The following is a 19849-nucleotide window of genomic DNA, read 5'->3' on the forward strand; positions in this document are numbered from 1 at the left end:
CGTCATAGACGGACCGAATCCGCCTGCGCCCATTAGGCTCTCTGCCGATGAACATCCGGGACTTTCGCCTCCGCGCCGCGCTGCGCCTCGGCGCCGCACTGACCATTGCGGCCGTGACCGCGGGCGCGACCGCGGCTCCGGCGACCGCGACACCGCCGAGCACCACGACGACCGCGCCGTTCAGCACCCCGAACACCGACGGCTGCCCGCAGAAGATCAGACCGCCCGCGCCGATCGACGAGTCCGAGGTGCCCGCGCCCGGCCAGCCGACGCCGACGGCCCTGCCCGTGCCCTCCCCTCCGCTCGGCGGCGCGCGGATGGGCGAATGCGGTGTGGTGATCCCCAAGGGCGCGCCGCCGGTGCCGCAGGATATTTCGGCGACGGCCTGGCTGGTCTCGGATCTGGACACCGGCGAGGTGCTCGCGGCCAAGGATCCACACGGGCGCTACCGCCCGGCCAGCACCATCAAGGTGCTGCTCGCGACGGTGGCGCTGCGCAAACTCGATCTGAACAAGGTGGTCACCGGCACTCAGGAAGACGCCAATGTCGACGGCACCAAGGTCGGCATCGGCCCCGGCGGCCGCTACACCAACCGGCAGCTGATGCAGGCGCTGGTCATGGCCTCCGGCAATGACGCCGCGCACGCGATCGCGGCTCAGCTCGGTGGGGACGAGGGCGCGGTGGCGCACATGAACGAGCTGGCAAAGTCGTTGCACGCCTTGGACACCCGCGCCGCGAGCCCGTCCGGCCTCGACGGCCCGGGGATGAGCACCTCCGCCTACGACCTGACGGTGCTGTTCCGTGAGGCCATGTCGATCCCGCTGTTCGCCGAGCTCATCCACACCGAGCAGATCGACTTCCCCGGCTACCCCAAGAACCCGGAAAACCCCGACGATCAGGACCACCCAGGCTTCCCCGTCGGCAACGACAACCACCTGCTCTACGAATACGAGGGCGCGATCGGCGGCAAGACCGGCTTCACCGACGACGCCAGGCAGACCTTCGTCGCCGCCGCCGAACGCGACGGCCGCAGGCTCGCGGTGACGCTGCTGAAGGCCGATGTCCGGCCGCTGCGTCCCTTCCTACAGGCCGCCCACCTCCTCGACTACGGCTTCGCCCTCCCCAGGGGAGCCGACGTCGGGCAACTCCCCGACAGCGGCGCCAAGCCGTCGGAGACCGGCGCGGTACTGGCGTCCCCACCCCCGAAGGACACCGATCAGCAGGCACATGCCAGTGCCGAGGACAACGATCGTGCGGGCATCAGAACAGTGCTCGTGGTCGGCGGCATCGTGCTCGTACTCGCCCTGCTCCTCGGCGCCCGCCGCAGGAACAAATCGCGATACTGACCGTCGCCGCTACTGGTGCCACCCCTCTGGGCACCAGTAGCGGCGGTATCGATCGCCGGTTTTCTTGTTCGAATGTTTCGACGCGCGAACGTCGATCTTGGTTCCATCAATGTCGCGGCGCTCTCGCGAGGCGCGTCAGCGCCGGCGACCGGGAACCTTGCGTAGTGCGAAAAGGGCGAGCGCGGCGAGGGCGCCCGCGCCGAAGGAGGCGGCGACCGCGCCCATCGACGAGCCGGCGGCCTGCATCCGGGGCGCGATCACCGCGGGCGCGGGCGGGACGATCTCCACAGCGCGCAGATTGTCCGACGCCGTCGCGGCCCATGCCGTGGCGAACAGGATGATCCGATAGGTGACGTAACTGAAGACCATCAGACCGATGATCGAACCGAAGGCGGCGCCCGCTGGGCTGCTCAGCACGGTGTGCAGGTAGATGGATGCCACATACTTGAAGATCTCGAACACCACGGCCGCCAGCGCCGCCGCCTCGGCCGCGCTCTTCAGCGTGACCGGTTCTCGTGGCAGCCGCGCGATGATCCAGGCGAAAACCGCCCAGGACGCCAGGAATCCGAGCAGGATCGACCCCAGAATCAGCAATATGCGAGCACCGGGCAGGTGGGAAAGACCGACGCTGATCAGCAATCGCGCACCGAGCGTGCTGGAGCCGAGTGCGGAAAGGCCGATCGACGCCACGAAGGCGAGACCGAGCCCGACGAGTGCACCCAGGTCCGACAGCTTGGTCAGGAACCAATTGCCTTCCGGGCTCTGCTGATCCCATTGCTCGGTCAGCGCCGCCCGTAGATTGGCCATCCAGCCGAGCCCGGTGTAGACACCGGCGAGCAGCCCGAGCGTGCCGACGGTCCCCCTGGACCGGACCGCCTGATCGATCAGATCGTTGAGCTGGGTGCCGAGCGAGCCCGGCATGTTCTCCACGATCTTGTCCTGCAGTTCGGTGAGCAACTCCTGGTGGCTGGACAACACGAACCCCGCGACCGCGAAGGCGACCATCAACAGCGGAAACAGCGACAGCACCGTGAAATACGTGATGCCCGCCGCGTAGTAGTCACCCCGCTGCCGCTGGTACCGGCCGCCGGCTCGGACCAGATGGTCCAGCCATGGGCGCCGTTGGATCCTTCGCTCGAGCCACGCCTTGATGTTGTCGATCACCTGCACCTGTCAGCCCCTTCACAGAGACCCCGCAGCAGGTGCCGCCGGGGCTCAGCGGGGCAAGAAGCCCACCCGGTCGTAAACCTGTGCGAGGGTGTTGCCTGCGATCTCACGCGCCCGCTCGGCGCCGGCGGCGAGGATGCGGTCGAGTTCGCCCTGATCCGACAGGTACTCTTCCACCTTCGTCCGCAGCGGCGTGACAAATTCGACAAGCGCGTCGGCGACGTCGGACTTCAGATCGCCGTAACCCTTACCGGCGTAATCCTGTTCCAGCGTGACGATCGGCGTGCCGCTCAGCGAGCTGAGGATCACCAGCAGGTTGCTGACGCCCGGCTTCTGCTCCGGGTCGTAGCGGATCTCGCGTTCGGTGTCGGTCACCGCGGAACGGATCTTCTTGGCGGTGATCTTCGGGTCGTCGAGCAGATTGATCAGGCCGGCGTCGGAGGAGGCCGACTTGCTCATCTTCGCGGTCGGGTCCTGCAGGTCGTAGATCTTGGCCGTGCCCTTGGTGATATGCGCCTCCGGCACCACGAAGGTCTTCTTGAACCGAGTGTTGAAGCGCTGGGCCAGGTTTCGGGTCAGCTCCAGATGCTGGCGCTGATCCTCGCCGACCGGCACCTGATGCGCGCGGTAGAGCAGGATGTCCGAGGCCATCAGCACCGGGTAGGTGAACAGCCCGACGGTCGCGTTCTCCGCGCCCTGCTTGACCGACTTGTCCTTGAACTGGGTCATCCGGCTGGCCTCACCGAAGCCGGTGATGCAGCTGAGCACCCAGGCCAGCTCGACGTGCTCGGGCACCTGGCTCTGCACGAACAGGGTGGAGCGCTTGGGGTCGATGCCGAGTGCGAGCAGTTGCGCCGCCGCGCCCCGTATCCGTGCGCGCAGTTCCTTGGGATCCTGCGGCACGGTGATGGCGTGCAGATCGGGGATGAAGTACAGCGCGTCGTAGTCGTCCTGCATGGTCACCCAGTACTGCAGCGCCCCAAGGTAGTTGCCGAGATGGAAGGACGCGCTGGTCGGCTGGATCCCGGACAGCACCCGCTGTTTGCGTTCAGCGGCCGGGGTCGTCTGAGCAGGACTGGACATGCTTCGATCTTCGCACGGCGCTCAAGCGGAATTTCGCGCCGCCCAGTTGCGCGGGTCGACGCCGGGCATACTCGGGCGTCCGGTGCGCGCCAGTTCGTGTTCCCGCCGGGACACCAGCCGGTATACCGGCGCGCTCGGACCGGCCAATGTGCCGCGCAACACCGGCGGCACCAACGGCGGAGCGACGTGCGCGGTGCGGACGGCCGTGGCGAGCGCGCGGTAGGCGAGCTGCTCGGCGATCCCCCACCGCATGCCGTACATATCGCGGATGCGCGCCGGCAGGCTGCCCTGCACCAGCAGGAAGAACGCGGAGGTGACCTGCTGCAACGGCATTCGCTGCGGATAGGGCACCCGCTGTCCGGCCAGGTAGGAGCCGACCAGTCCGGCCTCGTCGGTGAGAAACAGCTCGTCGGAGCCGAGGTAGGCGTCGAAAAACCTGCGGAACAGCGGGTAGCTGCCCGGCGCCGCCTCACGCGGCATACCGAACAGTTCGGCCCAGCGCACGTAGTCCTGGTACAGCGCTTCGCGTTCGCCCTCGGTCAGTGGCCGGACCAGCAGGTCATACATGACCTCGGCGGAATCGAAGGCGAACGCCATGGTCATGAACATCAGGTGTGGATCGGCGGCGGAGTAACCGGTGCCCGCCGGGTGGTGCGAACCCGCGTCCTCGGGCAGCGCCCCGCGCACCTTGCCGTGCTTCTTACGGGTGTACGCCAGCGCCCGGTCGGCCTCGTCCTTGCTACCGAGGAACACCGCCTCGAACAGCTTGCCGGTGAGTGCGAGCCGGGTGTAGGGCGTCATCCGATGCTCGGTGTTCTCAGCGGTCCCGACATAGAGCAGCGGGTGCACAGCCCCGATCACCAGGGCGCGCTGCCCGTAGGTGAGCCCGACCGCTCGCTTGCTCATGACCCGACGTGCCATGGAATTGTCGGCGAAATAACCGGGTGCGGACATTGCTGCCTCCTCGTCGAGCACATCTGGCAATAGCATCCATCAGAATCCCAATTCTGGCAATGGCTCATGCCAGAATTGTGACCACACCAATCCCATACCGCCGCGTTGCAGCGCGGCCGATCCGGCACTGTCAGAATCGAGCAGTGGCACAGCGGACCTACGGCGGAATCTCCGCAGACGAGCGGCGCGCGCAACGGCGCGCGGCGCTGTTGGACGCCGCGCTGGAGATCATCGGCACCGATGGCCTCGCCAAGCTGACCGTCTCCGGACTATGCGCGCGGGCCGGGCTCAACGAGCGGTACTACTACGAGAGCTTCGACAGCCGTGACGCGGTGCTGAGCGCGCTGGTCGACGGGATCGCCGAGGAATTGGCGGGCGCGATCGTCGCGGCATTGCACGCCGCGCCGGACGACACGCGCGCCAAGGCGCACGCCGCGATCACCGCGGGTATCCACCTGCTCACCGACGACCCGCGCAAGGCCAAGGTCGCGCTGGTCGCGGGCATGGCGACGCCGGAACTGCGCGCACGCACGAATCAGACAGTGCGTGTTTTCGCCCGGCTGGTGGCCGCGGAGGGCGTCGATTTCTACGGCGTCGCCGACCCGCCGGACCCCTCGATCGACTTCCGCGCCACCTATCTCGTCGGCGGGCTCGTCCAAACGCTGACCGCCTGGCTACAGAATGATCTGCCGCTGACTCGCGACGAACTCATCGAGCACACGACCGATGTCTTCGTGCTGCTCGGCGAGGATCTCGCGCGCCGACTGACCTGACCGGCGCGCGAGTCCCGCACCGAAGTCACCGGGCAGGACCTGCCTGCGCCGCGGCGCGGGCAGGTCAGAGCGTCGCGATGTCGGAGATCAACACAACGGCCTGCGGAAGCACCTGTTCGCCTTGGAGAACGACACGGAAGACGATGTCCCTCCTCGACCAGTAACCGGCGCAGTCGTCGAGGGCCTCGGCGAACCAGTCCCGCTCGTCGGGCTGCTCGATGAGCAGCGAGGAGGAATTCCGAACCACAGCAACGTATCCGGCCGCCTCGCCGACGAAATCATCCAGGTCGCGCAGGCATTCGTCGAAGGCATCCTTGTTCTCGCCGAAGTAATAGGGGAATTGGAACGCGGCGGCGAACTCATCGAAAACGCCCATGGTGGTGTGCATCTTCGGTCCGCGAAGTTCGCGCACCACGTAGCCGGAGGGGGCGCGAAAGCGCAGTGCGCTCAGCTCCGCGGCGTCGATGGCGAGCGCGCCGAGTGCGGGGGCGGCGACCGGACCGGCGGCGGGACCGGATTCGGCATTGCCGGGACGGGCGAGGAACTGCGACAACGGAATCGGCTCGGTCATCAGCGCATCCTCGTGAAGGTCTCGTAGTGGTCGCCGGTGAACCAAGCGGAGCCGTCGCTACCGGTGACGATGCGTTCGGCGTCCCGGGATCGGTTGCGTTGCTTGGGATTCACATCCCATTCCTGGTAGGTGATCGGTTTGCCCGCGGAATCCTTGGCGGCCAGGGTGCCCGCACGATTCATCCATCGATCACCGCCCTTGGTGCCGGGCGCGTTCGCGGAGTCCGGCCAGCGGCCCGCGTCGATCTCCGCCAGAGTCGCGAACGCGCGATCCGGCACACCGGGAGCGCGGGACGCGGCCGGTGCGGTGGTGCCCCCGAGCAGCGGTGTCGTGGTGCCGCCCGCGGCAGGTGGTCTGGCCTGCGTCGTGGGCGCACTGCGGGCGCTCGAGGTCGCCGAGCCGAGGACCGAGCCGCCGTCGCCGCCGCGATTGAGCGCGATGAGTCCGACGACCGCGACCAGGACGGCAAAGACACCGAGCACCGTGTAGGCGCCACGCTTTCCCGCGATCATCGCGACCACCTACCGATCGGACCGACGACAAGAGTGCAGGGGCACATGTTTCGGTCGCTCATCGGTACTGCACCGTGACCGGGGCGTGGTCCGACCAGCGCTGATCGTAGGCGGCGGCGCGCTCCACAACGGCTTGCTTAGCGCGGGCCGCCAGGTCGCCGCGGGCGAGTTGATAGTCGATGCGCCACCGGATCGAATCGGGTATACAAACCCTAGAGCCCTTGAACAGGGAAGGAACCGAGATGCAGACCCCGTTACGCGCCTTGCTGGTAGCGCGGCTATCCGTCATGACTGACGAATCTACGTCACCCGCCAGGCAGCTTGAGCACGGACGCAGCACCGTTCAGGCTCGCGGATGGACAGAGGCAGGGGCGGCAACCGACCTGGACGTGTCCGCCACCAAGTACTCACCGTTCGACCGGCCGGAGCTTGGCCACTGGCTGAAGAACCGTGCGCATGAGTTCGACGTAATCGTGGTGTGGAGGCTTGACCGGCTGGTGCGGTCATCCAAGGATCTGGCCGACCTCATTGCATGGTGTGAGGACAACGGCAAGAGCCTGGTGTCAGCGACTGAGGGTTTCGACCTCGGCACACCGTTCGGTAAAGCGATGGTGGCAATCATCGCCGCACTTGCAGAACTAGAAGCGGGCACGTTGTCTACCCGCGTCAAAGACTCACACACCGCACTGCGGAAGATGGACCGTTGGCCTGGTGGCCAACCTCCGTACGGTTACAGAATCGTTGACCACCAACGGGCCGGTAAAACGCTGGAGATTGACCCTGTTTCGTCTAAGGCTGTGCGAATCATGGGGGAAATGACGCTAGCCGGTAAATCCCAGTGGGAAATAGCCGCAAGGCTCACAGCAGATGGGCTCCCCACACCGGCCAGGTACTACCACAAAGAAGGTGTTAGCCGTAAAACTGAGGTCTCCGACGTTTGGAATCAATCGAGTGTCGGGAAGATTCTTAAGTCCCCTGCTACCCAGGGTTACAAGCTGGTTGGCCGTTCGGTCAAGGAACGTCGACTTGCCCGTGGTGCGGATGGAATGCCAATCAGGTACACACCTAAGGGCATATTCACGGATGAAGAGTGGGCGCAGATTCAAGAAGTCCTGAAGTCCCGCTCTCGTACGCGTGAGCGGTCTCACGGGGCGGCTCCGCTGCTCGGGATCGTCTTTTGCGGCAACTGCGAGAACCGGCTATATCGAGTCGTAAACTCGAATCCCAACGGTAAGAAATACTCTTACTATCGGTGCGTACCCAAGGCAGGCAAACCCAGGTGTGAAGGGTACTCATTCCTCGAAACGGACACGCAAGAGATTCTTGATGAATCAGTATTCGAAGAACTCGTATACCTGCCGGTTACTGAACGCAGGTTCGTTCCGGGTGAAGACCATACCGACGAACTAGAAGCGGTAACCCGCGCCATGACAAACATTCGAGATGAATTCGACCTCAGCCTATATGACTACGACGGAGGACAAGACGACTACCGGGAACGCCTCGCCGCTCTGGTGGAGAAGCGGAAACTACTCCAATCACTTCCGCACCGACCGGCCGAATACATCGATGAGCCAACCGGCGAAACATACGCTGATGCATACCAGCGTATGAATCTGGAGGAGCGTCGGGCACTGCTACTGAAGGCAGACATCCGGTTGTACATCCACAGCGTGAAGCCAGTGAATTACAGGCTTCACGTCCCGCCAGACCTGCCGGGCAAGTTCAACGTCCCGCAAGATGTATACGAGAACCGCCGCACCGAATGGATAAATCGTCCACTCACACCGGAGGAAGCCGAGCTAAGCCAAAATCCTCACCCTGAGTGGGATAAGTTAGCTTGGGAGAACCTAGATAAGGCCAGAAAGAACAAGTGACCAAGGACGGGGAGGACCAATGTTCACACTCGAATCGGCAATAGCATTTCTTCGGGGGATCACCGAGACGCACGAAGACCCTAAGGTTCGGGACTACCTCCGGGAGTTCCTTGCAGAGTTCGAGGCAATGGTTACCTCTGATCCGGAAAGGGCTAGAGAGACGTTCGCGCAGATGGCTAAGAACATCGATTTCATGCAGGCTGGAACCAAACGTGATGATTAAAGTCCATCACCCGCTGTACCCGGTTGCTGAAGGCACCGACACAGAGCTACGGGTTCAGCGTTCGCCCATTGTGCGCGACGGACACCCGTTGTTCGCTCCGGCGCTAGAGCGCATCCGGCGGAACAGCCTGGTGCTCATGGAGACGAAGTCAGCCGACGACCCGGGTTGGTACTCCGGTCAGGTGGTGTCAGAGATCTACGCCAAGCCTGAGCCCTAAGAGCTCCTATCGGGTTCGGTTGCTGAGTCGTCGCCAGCAGATCAGTGCTGCGGCGAGGTCGAGGAATCCGTGGTGGATGTCGGTGCGACGTTCCCACCGGATGGCCAGCCGCCGGTACTGGTGCAGCAGGGCAAAGGATTGCTCGACGATCCAGCGGCCGGCGGTGACCTTGTCACGGGTGCCGCGCCGCGCGATGTAGCCGCTGATACGTCGTTGCCGCAGTTCGGAATACACGCTGGGGTAGTCGTATCCCTTGTCCGCGATCAGGTTGGTGATCCGATGCCTGGGTCGCCCCGCACGCCCGCGTAGAGGTTGGACCCGGTCGAGCAGCGTGGGCAACAGCAGATGGTCGTTGACATTGGCCGCCGACAGCGCCACCGCGAGCGGGAATCCGTTCCCGCAGGTCAGGATGTGGTGCTTGGAACCGGTCTTGGCGCGGTCGACCGGGCTCGGACCTGTTGCGGCGCCCCTTTTTTCGCCCGCACATGCGAGCCGTCGACCATGACCCGGTCGAAGTCGATCATCCTGGCGGCGTGGCAGCGGGCGAGCACGGCCTGGTGGATCCGTTCGAACGCCCCGGCGGCCTGCCAGTCCCGCAACCTGCGCCAACATGTCATCCCGGACCCGAACCCCAGTTCCTGGGGTAGGTCTTCCCACCCGATCCCGGTGATCAGCACGAACAAGATCCCCTGCAGCACCCGTCGGCTGTCCATCTGCGGCGGTCCCGGTGCCCCCGCGGGTTTCACCGGCAGTAGCGGTTCGATTACCGCCCACAACTCGTCATCCACGATCCAGGGTGCTGCCACATCGAAACATCCTGCACTGCAACAGAACCCGGTGCCAACTGACCGAACCTGTTAGGAGCTCTAAGCCCTAACCTACGGACTAAGCCCCCGGCTCCGGCCGGGGGCTTTGTCGTGTCATCAGGAGTCAGGGTGCAGCGCGTCACGCTGCTTGGCCGCAATCCGTTCTCGGGCTTCCTCGAGCGGCGTTCGCCCCCGGAGCACGGGAGCCTCCAGCTCCGCAATCTCCCGGCTCAGGTCGGCAATCACCTTGGCGAACTGTGGGGCTACACCAGGAGTGGCCTGGTTGAACTTCGCAATGGTCTCAGCCTTCAGGGCTCGCAACTGTGCGAGCCGGTCGGCGTGATCTTCGAGCATCAATACCTCAACTATGGCGGACCGGTAACGGTCGATTCCGTGCTCCAAGGGCGGATTCCACCGAGGAGCCGTGACCAGGGATTCGTTGCTCCACCCCCCACTCTCAGGCGGGGGGATAAATGCCTCGATGCCCTGAGGGCGGCCGGCATGCGGGTAGGGGGAGCAATCCCCCTGGGGTGGTGACGGCACACGAGTTGCTGCACCGGCTTCAGAATGTCCTCTAGATGGCCCTGTGAGCTTAGGAAGTTTGGCCCGGGCATGAACCCCAATCCGCTTATGCGCCTTAGCTCTTGGCACTGAACGTGCCTAGTGTTGGTCGTCGACTTCAGGAACCAGAGCTAAGCCGTGAGTTGTCCCGACTGTTGAGACTTCGCCTGGTTACTCAGCCGGGCTACCGTCCTCGGCATCTACCCATGTCTGCCGGATACCCCAACCGTCATGCTCATGCTTGTTGATCATCTGGGGTCGCGCATACGCGCTGTACTTCTGTACAGAGTCAATACCCTTCACGTCGATACCAGCCGCAAGCAGAGCACCCCAACGGCCGGTACGACCTTCGGTGTCCCATGCAGCCCACACGGCACGACGTGCCGCACCGGTTGCATCCGTAGTGCACACCAAACCAAGAATTGCGTCGTTGTTGTCAGTACGGCGAATGCCTGCCAGGTCAAATGCTGCACGAAGCGCAATCAGGTTCTTATCCAGCTCGGCTGCAACCTCAAGGGCTTTCAGCCAAGCCATTCTAGCCTCATCGGGTGCAGTGATAAGAGACTCCGCCGATGCTTCTACATCCACCTGTTCCGTCAGCGAACGGAACTGCCGAAAATTCAGATTGAAATTAGCCGCTACACGCTTCAGATTGTCATCGGCGGTCTTGTTGTACTCCCGAATCAATGCACCCGCGACACGGTTACGAACCTCTTGCTTAACCACGGCTTCAGTAGATCCGGAGATGCCTGCGGCAGTTCCCAGCATATTAGCCATAGCCAAGCCCTGTAGTTGATTCAGTGTGGATTCATCCGCACCATTCAGCACAGCGTCACAAAGATCATCAATAACCGAAGACTGTCGGTAAACGTAAGCGTCGTATCGAGACTCAATAACTTTCCATTCCTTAGAAAGCTCGCCGCCGTTAGCGGCAACTAGCAGGGCATTCTCGGTATGTACATAAAGCGCGTCATAGCTCATTAGGATTCCCCTTAGGTGTTTGTTTACTGGCCCAGAGCCCGACGGGCTAGGGTCTCAGAATCGTTAAGGGCAATAGCTGGGGGCTGGTTCTCTTCATCCTCGGACTCCGGCTCAGGACTGTTCAGCCCCTTCTCAATCACTTCTTTGAGTTCGTTCTTAGCCCCCAGCATCTCCCGTAGGGTTACGTCCAAGCCTCTGCGCACCACAGCACGGCTAACTAGGTCATCCCTCCCGGTATCGTCGTCACCGTTCAGTGCCGCTTTAAACTGCTCAAAGTACGCTTTGTTGTTCTTGAATGACATTTATCTATTTCCCATTCCGTTCTAGGTAGTCGAGTTCATCAGTCGGCTTGTCGCTTATGTCTCTAAGCTGTGCGGTCTTATGACTATTCGGTGCCGTATCGACGCCGGGCACGCTCTCTCCTGGGCATTAAAAAGGCCGCCTAACGTCCACGCAGGCGGCCTAAATAGGTCAAGGTGATGAGCTGTGTGGGTCGGGCTAAATCAAGCCCTCAGATTCAAGCGCTTTCAATCGTCGGTACTCGGCTCTGCGCTTCTGTCGGTACCGCGACTGTGCGGCGCGGTGGCAGTGGATACACTCACCGGTCGGACGCCGGTCCTGCTCTCCTCTGATTTCATGTAAGCCGTTGCGGCATCTCTGCATCTCCCCTCCCTTAGGGCCTAAGGTTCTCAGGCCAAAGAAAAATCCCGGCGCGAGAACACCGGGGCTTAACTTTGCGCCTAGGAGACCTATGACCATTCGACCCATGCAGGACGCAACCCCTACGTGGATGACACATAACCGTGGAACGCAAGTGATGGATACGGGGCTGAGTTGCCCTCACTCCCTCATATGTATAAGGGTGTCTTTTCCAGACCTGAGCCTAGATTGTGACGTATGTCATTCACCGGTGCGGACACCCTGCCGCACCCGGCGGCAGTAGACACGCATACCCGAGAACTGGATCACCCGAATGCCCGTGCGCCGTATCCCAGCGCTTCGCATCGTTGATGTTCTCTCGCCTCCACTGGTCACACTTGGTCTTGTACGGCCAGGTCAGGCCTCCGGGCATAAAAATGCCGTCTAGGTTGCCCGTAGGCGGCTCAGAATCGGTTTTAGGCAGTTCGGTATAGGCCGGGGCTTTCAGCCCCGGAGGACGGAAGGATCTAATATGCTGAAGGATCTAAGACGCGTGCGCTCGGATCACTATTCGATCCGATTCGAACTGGATGGCACCGACCAAGTCCCGGCCAGCCTGTCTGGCTTCATCCGGAGACATCCCCAAGTGTGCGGAAAATCCTCGAGGAATCGGAGATACCTCCGAACCAACCGCAGCCGCTACCAGGAATCCGTAAACGGTACTGGCGTTCTTAAGCCGTTCTGGGAACGCCTCCAGGCGTTCTACGACTACATCCGGAAGGGTGTCATGCGCGACACCATTGGGCTCCGTAGTGGTCGCGGTAACGGAGGAATCCTCCGACCAGGGGTCGGTGCTTACGGAGACGGGTTCAATGCCCGGCTCCGGATCATGATCTGATCCGTCTCCGTAGATGGTGTCATCAGCGACACCTATATTCGGAGTAGTTATATATGAACTTCTCTTAGGAGAAGTTCTAGGAGTAGAAGGGGTGTCATCCGTGACACCCTTTAGGGGTCGTGCACGGTACCCTTCGGGGTAGGCGAGTTGATAGACGTTGGCTCTGCCGCCGGAGTGTCCTCGCTCGACAACCTCGAGCCAACCCGCCTCGCGGTTAACCCTAATCTGCCGCTTCACGGTCTCCAGGCTTAGGCCCGTAGCCTTCGCTAACGTCTCCTGCTTAACAAACCCAGTGAGCGTGTGATTATCCATGTAGGTCCGGATGACGTTCACCACTTCTCGGGGTAGGTGCATACCCCCCGCCGTCTGAGTTGACGTTCTGTTGTAAGCCTGGTCCCATCGAATGATGGCCGGGATGTTACGACTTGTTTCGGTCATTATTGGTGCCCCCCAAGGCATCATTTATTTGCTTACGAAGTTCGGTTAGTTCGCTATGGTTCATCAGCAAGAACGCTGAAGCGCCTTCGCGAGTCACCTTGTAGTAGGTGGTTGCTTTGTCGCGGTCATATCGAACGGCGACGTTTGGCCTACGCATTTCTGCCTCTGGTTAGTAGACCTTTCGATGCCGGTATCCCACTGGCACCGGCAGCCTTCCATTCTCTAACCTGCATCGCCTTCTTTCCCCTTAGGTCATTGTCAAGCTTGACGCCATATCATCTGTGTCCGATGGACACAATTCCATCGTATCAGCTGTTAGTAACGTGTCAATGGCCGCTTAGGTCCCTGACCAGCGGCTTAGCTAGTCGCAAGCTGCGGCTTAGGTGTGTTTGAGCTGGTCACGGCCCATTCGTTTAGTTCCGCGAACGTGCATAAACTTCCTGCATATTCTCCCGGTATCGACGCTTACAGTCGGCTGCGCAACGCTTACGCTCCCGCCACCCCCCAGGCTTAGCGGCGGGTCGTCATCTCCAGGCAGGTCAAGTGCGTCATTGTGACTGGCCTTCCCGACCCAACATAAGTAGACGCTCGCGCTCCGCGACACGGTTTCGGTGCTCAGTGCCCTCGGGACCGCCTACGCGGTCACTCACGTGTCTGTTCGATACCACGCAGGCGCTCGTCACGGTCGCGCTCTTCGACGCGAGCTCGTTCCCGGCCCTCCACAAGGCTGCGGTGCCCGTCGGCCGCTGCCGCGTCCACCGGTTCCGGCTGCCGCACTTCCCCGGGCTGATTCCACTGGAGTTGCACAACGCGTACCGAATCCAAGATGCCCGCTCGCTCGGCACGTTCGCGTTGCGCCGCAAAGAATTCCCGGTGTTGTTGGACCCGCGCCGCTGCTTCGGCTTCCCGTGCCCTGTCGGCTTGCTCCGGAGCTGGGCGATCCGCTTCTCGTGCCTCGCGAGCCTTCTCGGCCGCGTCACGCTCAGCGCGAGCCTTATCAGGTTCCTCAGCGTCGACGGCCCTCCCCAGGAGCTGACTGGGTACCGGGAACTCCCGCGCGGCTCGTTCGGCGGCCTCGCGTTCAACCCTGGCGCGCTCGGCACGTTTCGCCGCTTCCGATACTTCGCGTGCCGGCTTGGCCAGCACGACAGGTTCGGCAGGCTGACGAGCCCGCTCGGCCTGTACTTGCCGTGGCGCTTCCGCCCGGCCCCGTGCAGCGGCTTGGCGGAACTGCTGCATCTTCCGAAACTTCTCGGCACGCTCCCGCGCTCTCGCCAACTGCGCGATCGTCTCTCGCCGCCTCTGTAGCTCCTGTGCCTTCTCCTCCCGGGCCTTTTCCCCGACACCTGGCAATTCAAGCTGCTTACCACGCTCTTCTAGTTCGAGCTGTTTACCCCGCACCAAATCCCGACCCAAGGCCCAAATTGTACGGGCGTCAGCTCGAGAGATTTCAAGGTGTGTGAACCTATCGGGAAAGTCTCGCTTCAAACCATTGATGAGTTCCTGGCACTCTTTTGAAATCGACTCACCTTCGACGGAACGCAGCAGATGCTTATGCTTTTCATTGCTCCGAAGAAGCTCCCGCAGTGCCATAAGCTGCGTTACGTCTTTATCGCCATCGATTCGTCCGGATTTATCCTCAATAGAGAAGAGATGGCTGTCTACTTCTTTCACGTGGTCGAATTTGATTCGACCTTCTGATGTCTCGTATATTCGAGAACCGTGACTATAGCCGTTCTCGCGGTCACGAAAGAAGTTGCTTGCTCCGTGTTCGAATATGGTTCCGCGCAGGTGGGGTTTGTAACCCTTGCGGTCGTTGTCGTAGTCGTCCATCGCTGGTCACACCAACCAGTGTGCGGAATCTATTGATCAACAGCATCACGTAGTGAGCCGTCGCGGAGAAGGTCAAGCTTCGTCGTCAAGCTTCTCTTGGTGATAGCTCGCATACTCACGAAATATTGCGGCCGCTTTCGAGAACATCCCGTCATGATCCCCGGGATGAAATTCGATCACGCCTCGCATCAACCCCCACACGGTTCGTTCATCTTCGTCTAGCGTGTCGAACCGCAGGGCTGGATTAACGTGATCATAAAACGACTTCTCGCGGCCAAACCATTTGTATTCGATCCATTCAGCGCCCGCGAACCTAATAAAACATTCGCCGATGAAGCATATGAAGGCGTCGACCATGTCGGTGTTCTCAGGGCTCATCGCGGTAGCCATATCCGGGAACAGTTCCGCGACGATAGGGTCGAGGCGTTTAACCTCCGCCGAGCCTTCGGGCCACGGCTCCGAAGGGAAGCGGCTTATACCTGTATGGTCCATGAACTTCTGGGCTTGTGCTTTACGTCGGTTGGGGTCGACCCATTTCCCCCAAGCGGTCTGCTCAACAGGTACGCCGAGGTCCATCGTCATCTGTTCGTCGTCCACTGCGGGCCTTCCCCTCGAGTTGGCAGTCTGGTGTCACGGTGCATCGAATCTAGCGGTTGCGGAGCACGCAAGCGGCGCGGACCGAGGCGGGTGTCACTGCCCGCGCTCTCGTGGGAGATCAACTCCCAGAGGGGTTACCGGCGTCTGCTCGTCGGTGTTGCAGCGTTGAGATGCCACCTTGTGCAGGCGGGCCGCAGCCGCGCTGTACCGGTCCGCTAGCTCCCCAGTCGCGGGAGCGCCCGCCGCATGGAACGCATCCGAGGCGCGCCGGAATTCCGCAAGGGCATCGTCATATTCGGGGTCCGGTGTGCTCATGACATGCCTCCTCGACGGTCAAGGGATGTGCGGGGGATACGGTGGGTCGGGGTGATGAGGTCGCACGCTATTGCGATGGCGCGGGCATGTTTGATGTGGTCGACGCTCGGCGCGATAACTGTTGAGGCACCCATATTGTGTGCTGTGGTGACGATCAGGACGGTGGGCATGAACGTGTCGTGCTTGATCGTGACCAGCCGTGTCAGGGTGTAGCCGTGTTGGTCGGCCAGCGCGGTGATGACGCGTTCGTCTCGCAACAGGTGCGGGCCGCTGACATCGAGCAGTAGCAGCCCGATCGCTTTGACAGTCATCGGGGTTCGCTGTTCGACGGGTCGGCGGTCACGTCTGGTTCGATGGGAGCCTGTGCCGGTGGTTGGTGGGCTCTATCCGGCCATGCGATCCCTAACACCTCACGGTCATCTTTCACCCGGACATCTGTCCATCGGCACCGTTGCAGCGGATCGCCACCGGTGTGCATCTCGATGCGGCCATCGAGCAGCGACACCCATTTCCGGCTCGAGTGCTGGGGGCATATCACTTTGATCAGTGCGCCGTCTGAGCTGAAACCGCTTCCGCCGCAATGGGACAGGTTGATCGACGGGCCACATCCACATTCAGACATGCGACACCTCCCGCACCTTGCCCGGCCCCAAACACGACCGAACCGCGTCGATCACGGCAAGCCCGGACGGACGGAACGTGTCTCGTGGTGGCTCGACCCAGTACCGAACCTCACTAGACCGGACTGTCGGTGACGGCAACGCGATCGCGCTACCGTCACGGATAACGGACACGTTGTTCCGAAACAACTCCGCGAACAGCGCCACGTCCTCGGTGATGTCTGCTCGGATGAGGTACATCCATTGGTCCGACCGTGGAAGCGCCAGGATTGGACCAACCGCCGCACCTCGATGGCCCATTTCGTATCTGACAGCCTGCCCGAGCGGCACGGGCATTCTCACCGCCTGAACGTGTGTCGCTTTCATGATGATGCGACCCAAGCTCGGTGGGTCGACGGTCGCGGGCAGGTCGCATACCCGCCGATAGAAGATGCAACGTGACATCGGTGTGTCCCCAAAAGGTATGTGGTCCATCGGGTTAGACCTCTGCTTGTGCTTGCAGCGAGGTTGGTGCGTCCGATGCCGGGGTGTCGAGTCCCCCGGCACCGGAGCGATTCAGCGGTTCGCCTCGGAGCCCACACACGACGGCTCCGAGCAACTCGAGATTGGTTGCGCCCACGTAGGCGCTTGGCGGCCCGGCGAACGGGTTTCGGTGCTGTAGAACACAATCAGGCTGTGACTGTCGTCTGTTCAACACAGGTGCTCTCCTCGGCTCGGCCGCATCATTGGTAGGCACCCCGTGACCGGTTGTCGCCACATGTCACGGGGGCCAGCTCAGACGCTAAGAACCTGCAAGGACACCGGTCCACGATCATGCTCAATCGTGCACGGATCGAATATTCCCACTGCACTGCGAGCATCGCTGAGCCACAATCGGTTAGGTACGTGCAACCTCGTGCATGACTTAACAGGGAGGTACAGCGATGTCGTTACGTTTTCTAGGCAAAGGCGGAAGCACCAACAACGGATGCCCTACCTTGCTGGCGAACGACCCTGGCGGGTACGTCGTCCAAGCATGGAAGACAGACCGGACCGATACCGTTGAGCTGCCTCACCTACTGCTCGGCTTCTTGGAGCCGGATACGTTCATCGGCGCGACCTTGACCGACACCGGCCGGGGTACGTTCCGGCTCACCGGTCGACCGATCACGGATGACGAGACACTGAGTCAGCTCGACCTAGCCGACGACGAAACGGCTATCGAAGTCCCGAAGCTAGAAAGGACGTTCTACGGTGCGGCTAGTACCCGATGAAGGTTTCCCCGATCTGCTCCGGACCTGCAAGCGGGAGGCATTCCACCTTGAGGTACTCGACTCGTACGCCGAACCGTACGAGAACGAACCGCTTCGGCGGTTCCTCGCGGGTGAACCCGACGACTACGTCTGGTTCCAGGACTGGACGAACCTGATACAGGAAACGACCGGCCGGGGCGTGGCTGTCACACGAGTTCGTATTGTCACGGAGCCACACACCGACTACACACGGTTCGCACTGGCGATTGCCGAACTGAACACCCGAGCGGGGGAAGACATCCGTTATCTGCCCCGGCATCTGGCCGGGGACGTGCCACCAGATGATTTCTGGTTGTTCGACGATGAGCTAGTCATCTTCTCTGCGTTCGGGGATTCTGGAGGTTGGTCCGGAGCGGTAACCACCGATCCGAACATTGCCGCTTACTGTCATCCACTGAAACAACGGTTCTGGTCTCTGGCTGTCCCGTACTCGGAGTACGTCACACGGTGACTGGTTCTGTTGGTCAGCAGCGCGAATCTCTCGGGGCACGGCTTCGGGAGATTCGTTTTACAGCTGGGTTGTCCGGCGCTGAGCTTGCGCGCCGCAACGGCTGGGACACTAGCAAGGTTTCTAAAATCGAGTACGGCAGGATCAAGCCGTCACTTGAAGACATTTCCGCGTATTGCCGTGACTGCAACGCAGAAGATCAGTTGGCAGACCTTCACGCTACCCGGCAGAACATAGATTCCGCGTACCTCGAATGGCGGAAGATTCTCGGGACCGGGACCAAACGACGCCAGCAAGCCTCGATCAAATGGGAGTCTGAGGCTCAGATACTCCGGTCGTTTGAGCCTGTTCTCATTCCTGGTCTGCTCCAAACAGCCGACTACGCTACCGGCATTCTACGCAAGGTTATCGAGTTCCAGCAGATACCCAACGATCTCGATGAGGGTGTATCCAAGCGAATAGAACGTCAGCAGGTGTTGTATCAGCGAGATCATTTGTTTCATTTCGTCATCGCTGAACAGGCCTTGTACACCACCGTGGGAGACGATCAGACCATGATCGGTCAAATGGATAGGCTATTGGCCGTTCAAGGTATGCCACGCATAACGCTGGGGATCATTCCGTTCATGGCACCGTTCGAGACTGCTACAACCAGTTTCCTGATGTTCGACAACAAAATGGTTCTTGTAGAAGGAATTACGGCGGAGCTGAATATCACTCAGCCGAGAGAGATCAAGGTCTATCACAAGACCTTCGATGTTCTGGTTGGTCAGTCAGTCACCGGTGAGGCTGCCCGATCGCTGATACGTCGGGCGATAGATGGAAGACGCTGACCAGCGGTTCGCGTACCTTCTCCGCAAATGTCACAGTGACCGGGGCGTGGTCCGACCAACGCTCGGCATACGTCGCTGCACGCTCCACCCGTGCCGATACGGCTCGGGATGCGATACCCTCTTTTGCGTAAACCGCGTCGATGCGCCAGCCCGAATCGTTGTCGAAGGCGCGGCCGCGGTAGGACCACCAGCTGTAAGGGCCCTCGACACCCGGATGCAGTCTGCGCACGACATCCGCATAACCCACGGCGAGCAACTCCTGGATCCAGGCGCGCTCTTCCGGCAGGAATCCGGCCGACTTCAGATTCCCCTTCCAGTTCTTGATGTCGAGTTCCGACGGTGCGATGTTCCAGTCGCCGCTCACCACGAATTCGCCGGTACGGCTGGTGAGATAGGCGCCGAGCTCGGCCATGAAGCGATACTTCTCGTCCTGGCGCGGTGTGCCCGCATCACCGGAGTGCACGTACACGCTGGCCGCGGTGACATCATCGAAATCGGCCTCCACATAACGACCGGAGGCTCCGAACTCGTTGCTGCCGAAACCGATTCGCGCGGCCTTCGGCTCGCGCCTCGACAGGATGCCGACGCCCGCCCTGCCTTTGGACTCCGGTTCGGCGTGCGTGAGCCACCAGCCGTCGGCCAGTGCGGGCGCGAGCGCCGCTCTGGTCTGCTCGTCGGTGGCGCGGGTCTCCTGCAGGCAGACGATGTCGGCCTCGGTGGACGCGAGCCAGGCGAGCATGCCCTTGCCCGCGGCGGCGCGGACGCCGTTGACGTTGATCGTTGAGATGATGGTCGGCACCTCACGACCGTACAATGCTGGTCAGATGAATTTCCCCGGACACCGCCGTCCAGGAAGGGGTGTCGA

The 19849-nt window shown here is 61.7% G+C and carries 21 protein-coding genes and 1 pseudogene; 7 read left to right on the plus strand and 15 right to left on the minus strand.

The features are described 5' to 3' along the window. Window positions 1–47: 47 nt before the first annotated feature. Window positions 48–1346: a D-alanyl-D-alanine carboxypeptidase family protein gene (locus ACFU4Z_RS00855; RefSeq protein WP_379058423.1), complete on the plus strand. Its 1299-nt coding sequence runs from the start codon at window positions 48–50 to the stop codon at window positions 1344–1346. Window positions 1347–1481: 135 nt separating this feature from the next. Here the strand turns inward: ACFU4Z_RS00855 and yhjD are convergent, their stop codons facing one another. Genes yhjD through ACFU4Z_RS00870 form a run of 3 tightly spaced genes read right to left on the minus strand, consistent with a single transcriptional unit; the run spans window position 1482 to window position 4550 of the window. Further along, window positions 1482–2516, minus strand: a complete 1035-nt coding sequence (gene yhjD / locus ACFU4Z_RS00860; RefSeq protein WP_379058426.1) for an inner membrane protein YhjD — start codon at window positions 2514–2516, stop codon at window positions 1482–1484. Between the two features lie 45 nt (window positions 2517–2561). Continuing rightward, complete coding sequence (gene trpS / locus ACFU4Z_RS00865; RefSeq protein WP_379058429.1) at window positions 2562–3596, minus strand: tryptophan--tRNA ligase; 1035 nt, start codon at window positions 3594–3596, stop codon at window positions 2562–2564. Window positions 3597–3617: 21 nt separating this feature from the next. Then, window positions 3618–4550 (minus strand): oxygenase MpaB family protein, encoded by a 933-nt coding sequence (locus ACFU4Z_RS00870; RefSeq protein ID WP_379058432.1) that lies wholly within the window; start codon window positions 4548–4550, stop codon window positions 3618–3620. A 143-nt stretch (window positions 4551–4693) separates the two neighbouring features. Between ACFU4Z_RS00870 and ACFU4Z_RS00875 the strand changes: the two genes are divergently transcribed. Continuing rightward, complete coding sequence (locus ACFU4Z_RS00875; RefSeq protein WP_379058435.1) at window positions 4694–5323, plus strand: TetR/AcrR family transcriptional regulator; 630 nt, start codon at window positions 4694–4696, stop codon at window positions 5321–5323. Window positions 5324–5387: 64 nt separating this feature from the next. Here the strand turns inward: ACFU4Z_RS00875 and ACFU4Z_RS00880 are convergent, their stop codons facing one another. The 3 genes and pseudogenes from ACFU4Z_RS00880 to ACFU4Z_RS00890 all read right to left on the minus strand — a co-directional run. Further along, a complete protein-coding gene (locus tag ACFU4Z_RS00880; protein ID WP_379058438.1) occupies window positions 5388–5894 on the minus strand; it encodes a barstar family protein in 507 nt (168 codons plus the stop codon). Beyond that, on the minus strand, window positions 5894–6406 hold the full coding sequence (locus ACFU4Z_RS00885; RefSeq protein ID WP_379058440.1) for a ribonuclease domain-containing protein: 513 nt from the start codon (window positions 6404–6406) through the stop codon (window positions 5894–5896). The genes ACFU4Z_RS00880 and ACFU4Z_RS00885 overlap by 1 nt, the downstream gene beginning before the upstream one ends. A gap of 58 nt (window positions 6407–6464) precedes the next feature. After that, a pseudogene (locus ACFU4Z_RS00890) lies at window positions 6465–6593 on the minus strand (exodeoxyribonuclease III); the annotation flags it as partial. Between the two features lie 100 nt (window positions 6594–6693). Between ACFU4Z_RS00890 and ACFU4Z_RS00895 the strand changes: the two are divergent. Together ACFU4Z_RS00895 and ACFU4Z_RS00900 are read left to right on the plus strand one after the other, a co-directional pair. After that, the gene (locus ACFU4Z_RS00895) at window positions 6694–8283 is read left to right on the plus strand and encodes a recombinase family protein (RefSeq protein ID WP_379058443.1); all 1590 of its coding nucleotides are present in this window, start codon (window positions 6694–6696) and stop codon (window positions 8281–8283) included. Between the two features lie 19 nt (window positions 8284–8302). Beyond that, window positions 8303–8506, plus strand: coding sequence for a hypothetical protein (locus ACFU4Z_RS00900; protein ID WP_379058446.1), 204 nt, complete (start codon window positions 8303–8305; stop codon window positions 8504–8506). 223 nt (window positions 8507–8729) lie between these two features. Here ACFU4Z_RS00900 and ACFU4Z_RS00905 read toward each other — a convergent pair. The 8 genes from ACFU4Z_RS00905 to ACFU4Z_RS00940 all read right to left on the minus strand — a co-directional run bounded on the left by ACFU4Z_RS00905 (window position 8730) and on the right by ACFU4Z_RS00940 (window position 16102). Further along, window positions 8730–9529, minus strand: a protein-coding gene (locus tag ACFU4Z_RS00905; RefSeq protein ID WP_379058449.1) for an IS5 family transposase whose coding sequence is annotated in 2 segments (ribosomal slippage) — window positions 8730–9199 and window positions 9199–9529 — 801 coding nt in all. Because the reading frame shifts where the segments join, the coding sequence is not laid out codon by codon here. A gap of 117 nt (window positions 9530–9646) precedes the next feature. Next, the gene (locus tag ACFU4Z_RS00910; RefSeq protein ID WP_379058452.1) at window positions 9647–9886 is read right to left on the minus strand and encodes a hypothetical protein; all 240 of its coding nucleotides are present in this window, start codon (window positions 9884–9886) and stop codon (window positions 9647–9649) included. A 375-nt stretch (window positions 9887–10261) separates the two neighbouring features. After that, the gene (locus ACFU4Z_RS00915; RefSeq protein WP_379058454.1) at window positions 10262–11071 is read right to left on the minus strand and encodes a hypothetical protein; all 810 of its coding nucleotides are present in this window, start codon (window positions 11069–11071) and stop codon (window positions 10262–10264) included. 23 nt (window positions 11072–11094) lie between these two features. Beyond that, window positions 11095–11373 carry a hypothetical protein gene (locus tag ACFU4Z_RS00920; RefSeq protein ID WP_379058457.1) on the minus strand — a complete coding sequence of 93 codons (279 nt, stop codon included), beginning with the start codon at window positions 11371–11373 and terminating at the stop codon, window positions 11095–11097. A 2315-nt stretch (window positions 11374–13688) separates the two neighbouring features. Beyond that, window positions 13689–14879, minus strand: coding sequence for a hypothetical protein (locus tag ACFU4Z_RS00925; RefSeq protein WP_379058460.1), 1191 nt, complete (start codon window positions 14877–14879; stop codon window positions 13689–13691). Between the two features lie 72 nt (window positions 14880–14951). Continuing rightward, on the minus strand, window positions 14952–15476 hold the full coding sequence (locus tag ACFU4Z_RS00930) for a hypothetical protein (RefSeq protein WP_379058462.1): 525 nt from the start codon (window positions 15474–15476) through the stop codon (window positions 14952–14954). Window positions 15477–15569: 93 nt separating this feature from the next. Next, window positions 15570–15791: a hypothetical protein gene (locus ACFU4Z_RS00935; RefSeq protein WP_379058464.1), complete on the minus strand. Its 222-nt coding sequence runs from the start codon at window positions 15789–15791 to the stop codon at window positions 15570–15572. Further along, the gene (locus tag ACFU4Z_RS00940; RefSeq protein WP_379058466.1) at window positions 15788–16102 is read right to left on the minus strand and encodes a hypothetical protein; all 315 of its coding nucleotides are present in this window, start codon (window positions 16100–16102) and stop codon (window positions 15788–15790) included. Before ACFU4Z_RS00940 ends, ACFU4Z_RS00935 begins: the two co-directional genes overlap by 4 nt. 1286 nt (window positions 16103–17388) lie before the next feature. Between ACFU4Z_RS00940 and ACFU4Z_RS00945 the strand changes: the two genes are divergently transcribed. The 3 genes from ACFU4Z_RS00945 to ACFU4Z_RS00955 are packed head-to-tail and all read left to right on the plus strand — an operon-like array spanning window position 17389 to window position 18984. Beyond that, on the plus strand, window positions 17389–17664 hold the full coding sequence (locus ACFU4Z_RS00945) for a hypothetical protein (protein ID WP_379058468.1): 276 nt from the start codon (window positions 17389–17391) through the stop codon (window positions 17662–17664). Next, entirely contained in the window at window positions 17645–18154 is a 510-nt protein-coding gene (locus ACFU4Z_RS00950; protein WP_379058471.1) for a DUF6879 family protein, read from the plus strand. Before ACFU4Z_RS00945 ends, ACFU4Z_RS00950 begins: the two co-directional genes overlap by 20 nt. Then, window positions 18151–18984 carry a helix-turn-helix domain-containing protein gene (locus ACFU4Z_RS00955; RefSeq protein WP_379058474.1) on the plus strand — a complete coding sequence of 278 codons (834 nt, stop codon included), beginning with the start codon at window positions 18151–18153 and terminating at the stop codon, window positions 18982–18984. Before ACFU4Z_RS00950 ends, ACFU4Z_RS00955 begins: the two co-directional genes overlap by 4 nt. Here the strand turns inward: ACFU4Z_RS00955 and ACFU4Z_RS00960 are convergent. Beyond that, the gene (locus ACFU4Z_RS00960) at window positions 18929–19783 is read right to left on the minus strand and encodes an exodeoxyribonuclease III (RefSeq protein ID WP_379058477.1); all 855 of its coding nucleotides are present in this window, start codon (window positions 19781–19783) and stop codon (window positions 18929–18931) included. The genes ACFU4Z_RS00955 and ACFU4Z_RS00960 overlap by 56 nt on opposite strands. Window positions 19784–19849: the final 66 nt, after the last annotated feature.

Origin of the sequence: Nocardia sp. NPDC057440, from assembly GCF_042802915.1 — a bacterium.
Classification (GTDB): Bacteria; Actinomycetota; Actinomycetes; order Mycobacteriales; family Mycobacteriaceae; genus Nocardia.

Bases quoted from the DNA above. Each gene is read 5' to 3' on its own strand.
- ACFU4Z_RS00855 (WP_379058423.1), top strand. From the start codon at position 48: ATGAACATCCGGGACTTTCGCCTCCGCGCCGCGCTGCGCCTCGGCGCC.
- trpS (WP_379058429.1), bottom strand. From the start codon at position 3,596: ATGTCCAGTCCTGCTCAGACGACCCCGGCCGCTGAACGCAAACAGCGG.
- ACFU4Z_RS00870 (WP_379058432.1), bottom strand. From the start codon at position 4,550: ATGTCCGCACCCGGTTATTTCGCCGACAATTCCATGGCACGTCGGGTC.
- ACFU4Z_RS00880 (WP_379058438.1), bottom strand. From the start codon at position 5,894: ATGACCGAGCCGATTCCGTTGTCGCAGTTCCTCGCCCGTCCCGGCAAT.
- ACFU4Z_RS00885 (WP_379058440.1), bottom strand. From the start codon at position 6,406: ATGATCGCGGGAAAGCGTGGCGCCTACACGGTGCTCGGTGTCTTTGCC.
- ACFU4Z_RS00895 (WP_379058443.1), top strand. From the start codon at position 6,694: ATGACTGACGAATCTACGTCACCCGCCAGGCAGCTTGAGCACGGACGC.
- ACFU4Z_RS00900 (WP_379058446.1), top strand. From the start codon at position 8,303: ATGTTCACACTCGAATCGGCAATAGCATTTCTTCGGGGGATCACCGAG.
- ACFU4Z_RS00915 (WP_379058454.1), bottom strand. From the start codon at position 11,071: ATGAGCTATGACGCGCTTTATGTACATACCGAGAATGCCCTGCTAGTT.
- ACFU4Z_RS00920 (WP_379058457.1), bottom strand. From the start codon at position 11,373: ATGTCATTCAAGAACAACAAAGCGTACTTTGAGCAGTTTAAAGCGGCA.
- ACFU4Z_RS00925 (WP_379058460.1), bottom strand. From the start codon at position 14,879: ATGGACGACTACGACAACGACCGCAAGGGTTACAAACCCCACCTGCGC.
- ACFU4Z_RS00935 (WP_379058464.1), bottom strand. From the start codon at position 15,791: ATGAGCACACCGGACCCCGAATATGACGATGCCCTTGCGGAATTCCGG.
- ACFU4Z_RS00940 (WP_379058466.1), bottom strand. From the start codon at position 16,102: ATGACTGTCAAAGCGATCGGGCTGCTACTGCTCGATGTCAGCGGCCCG.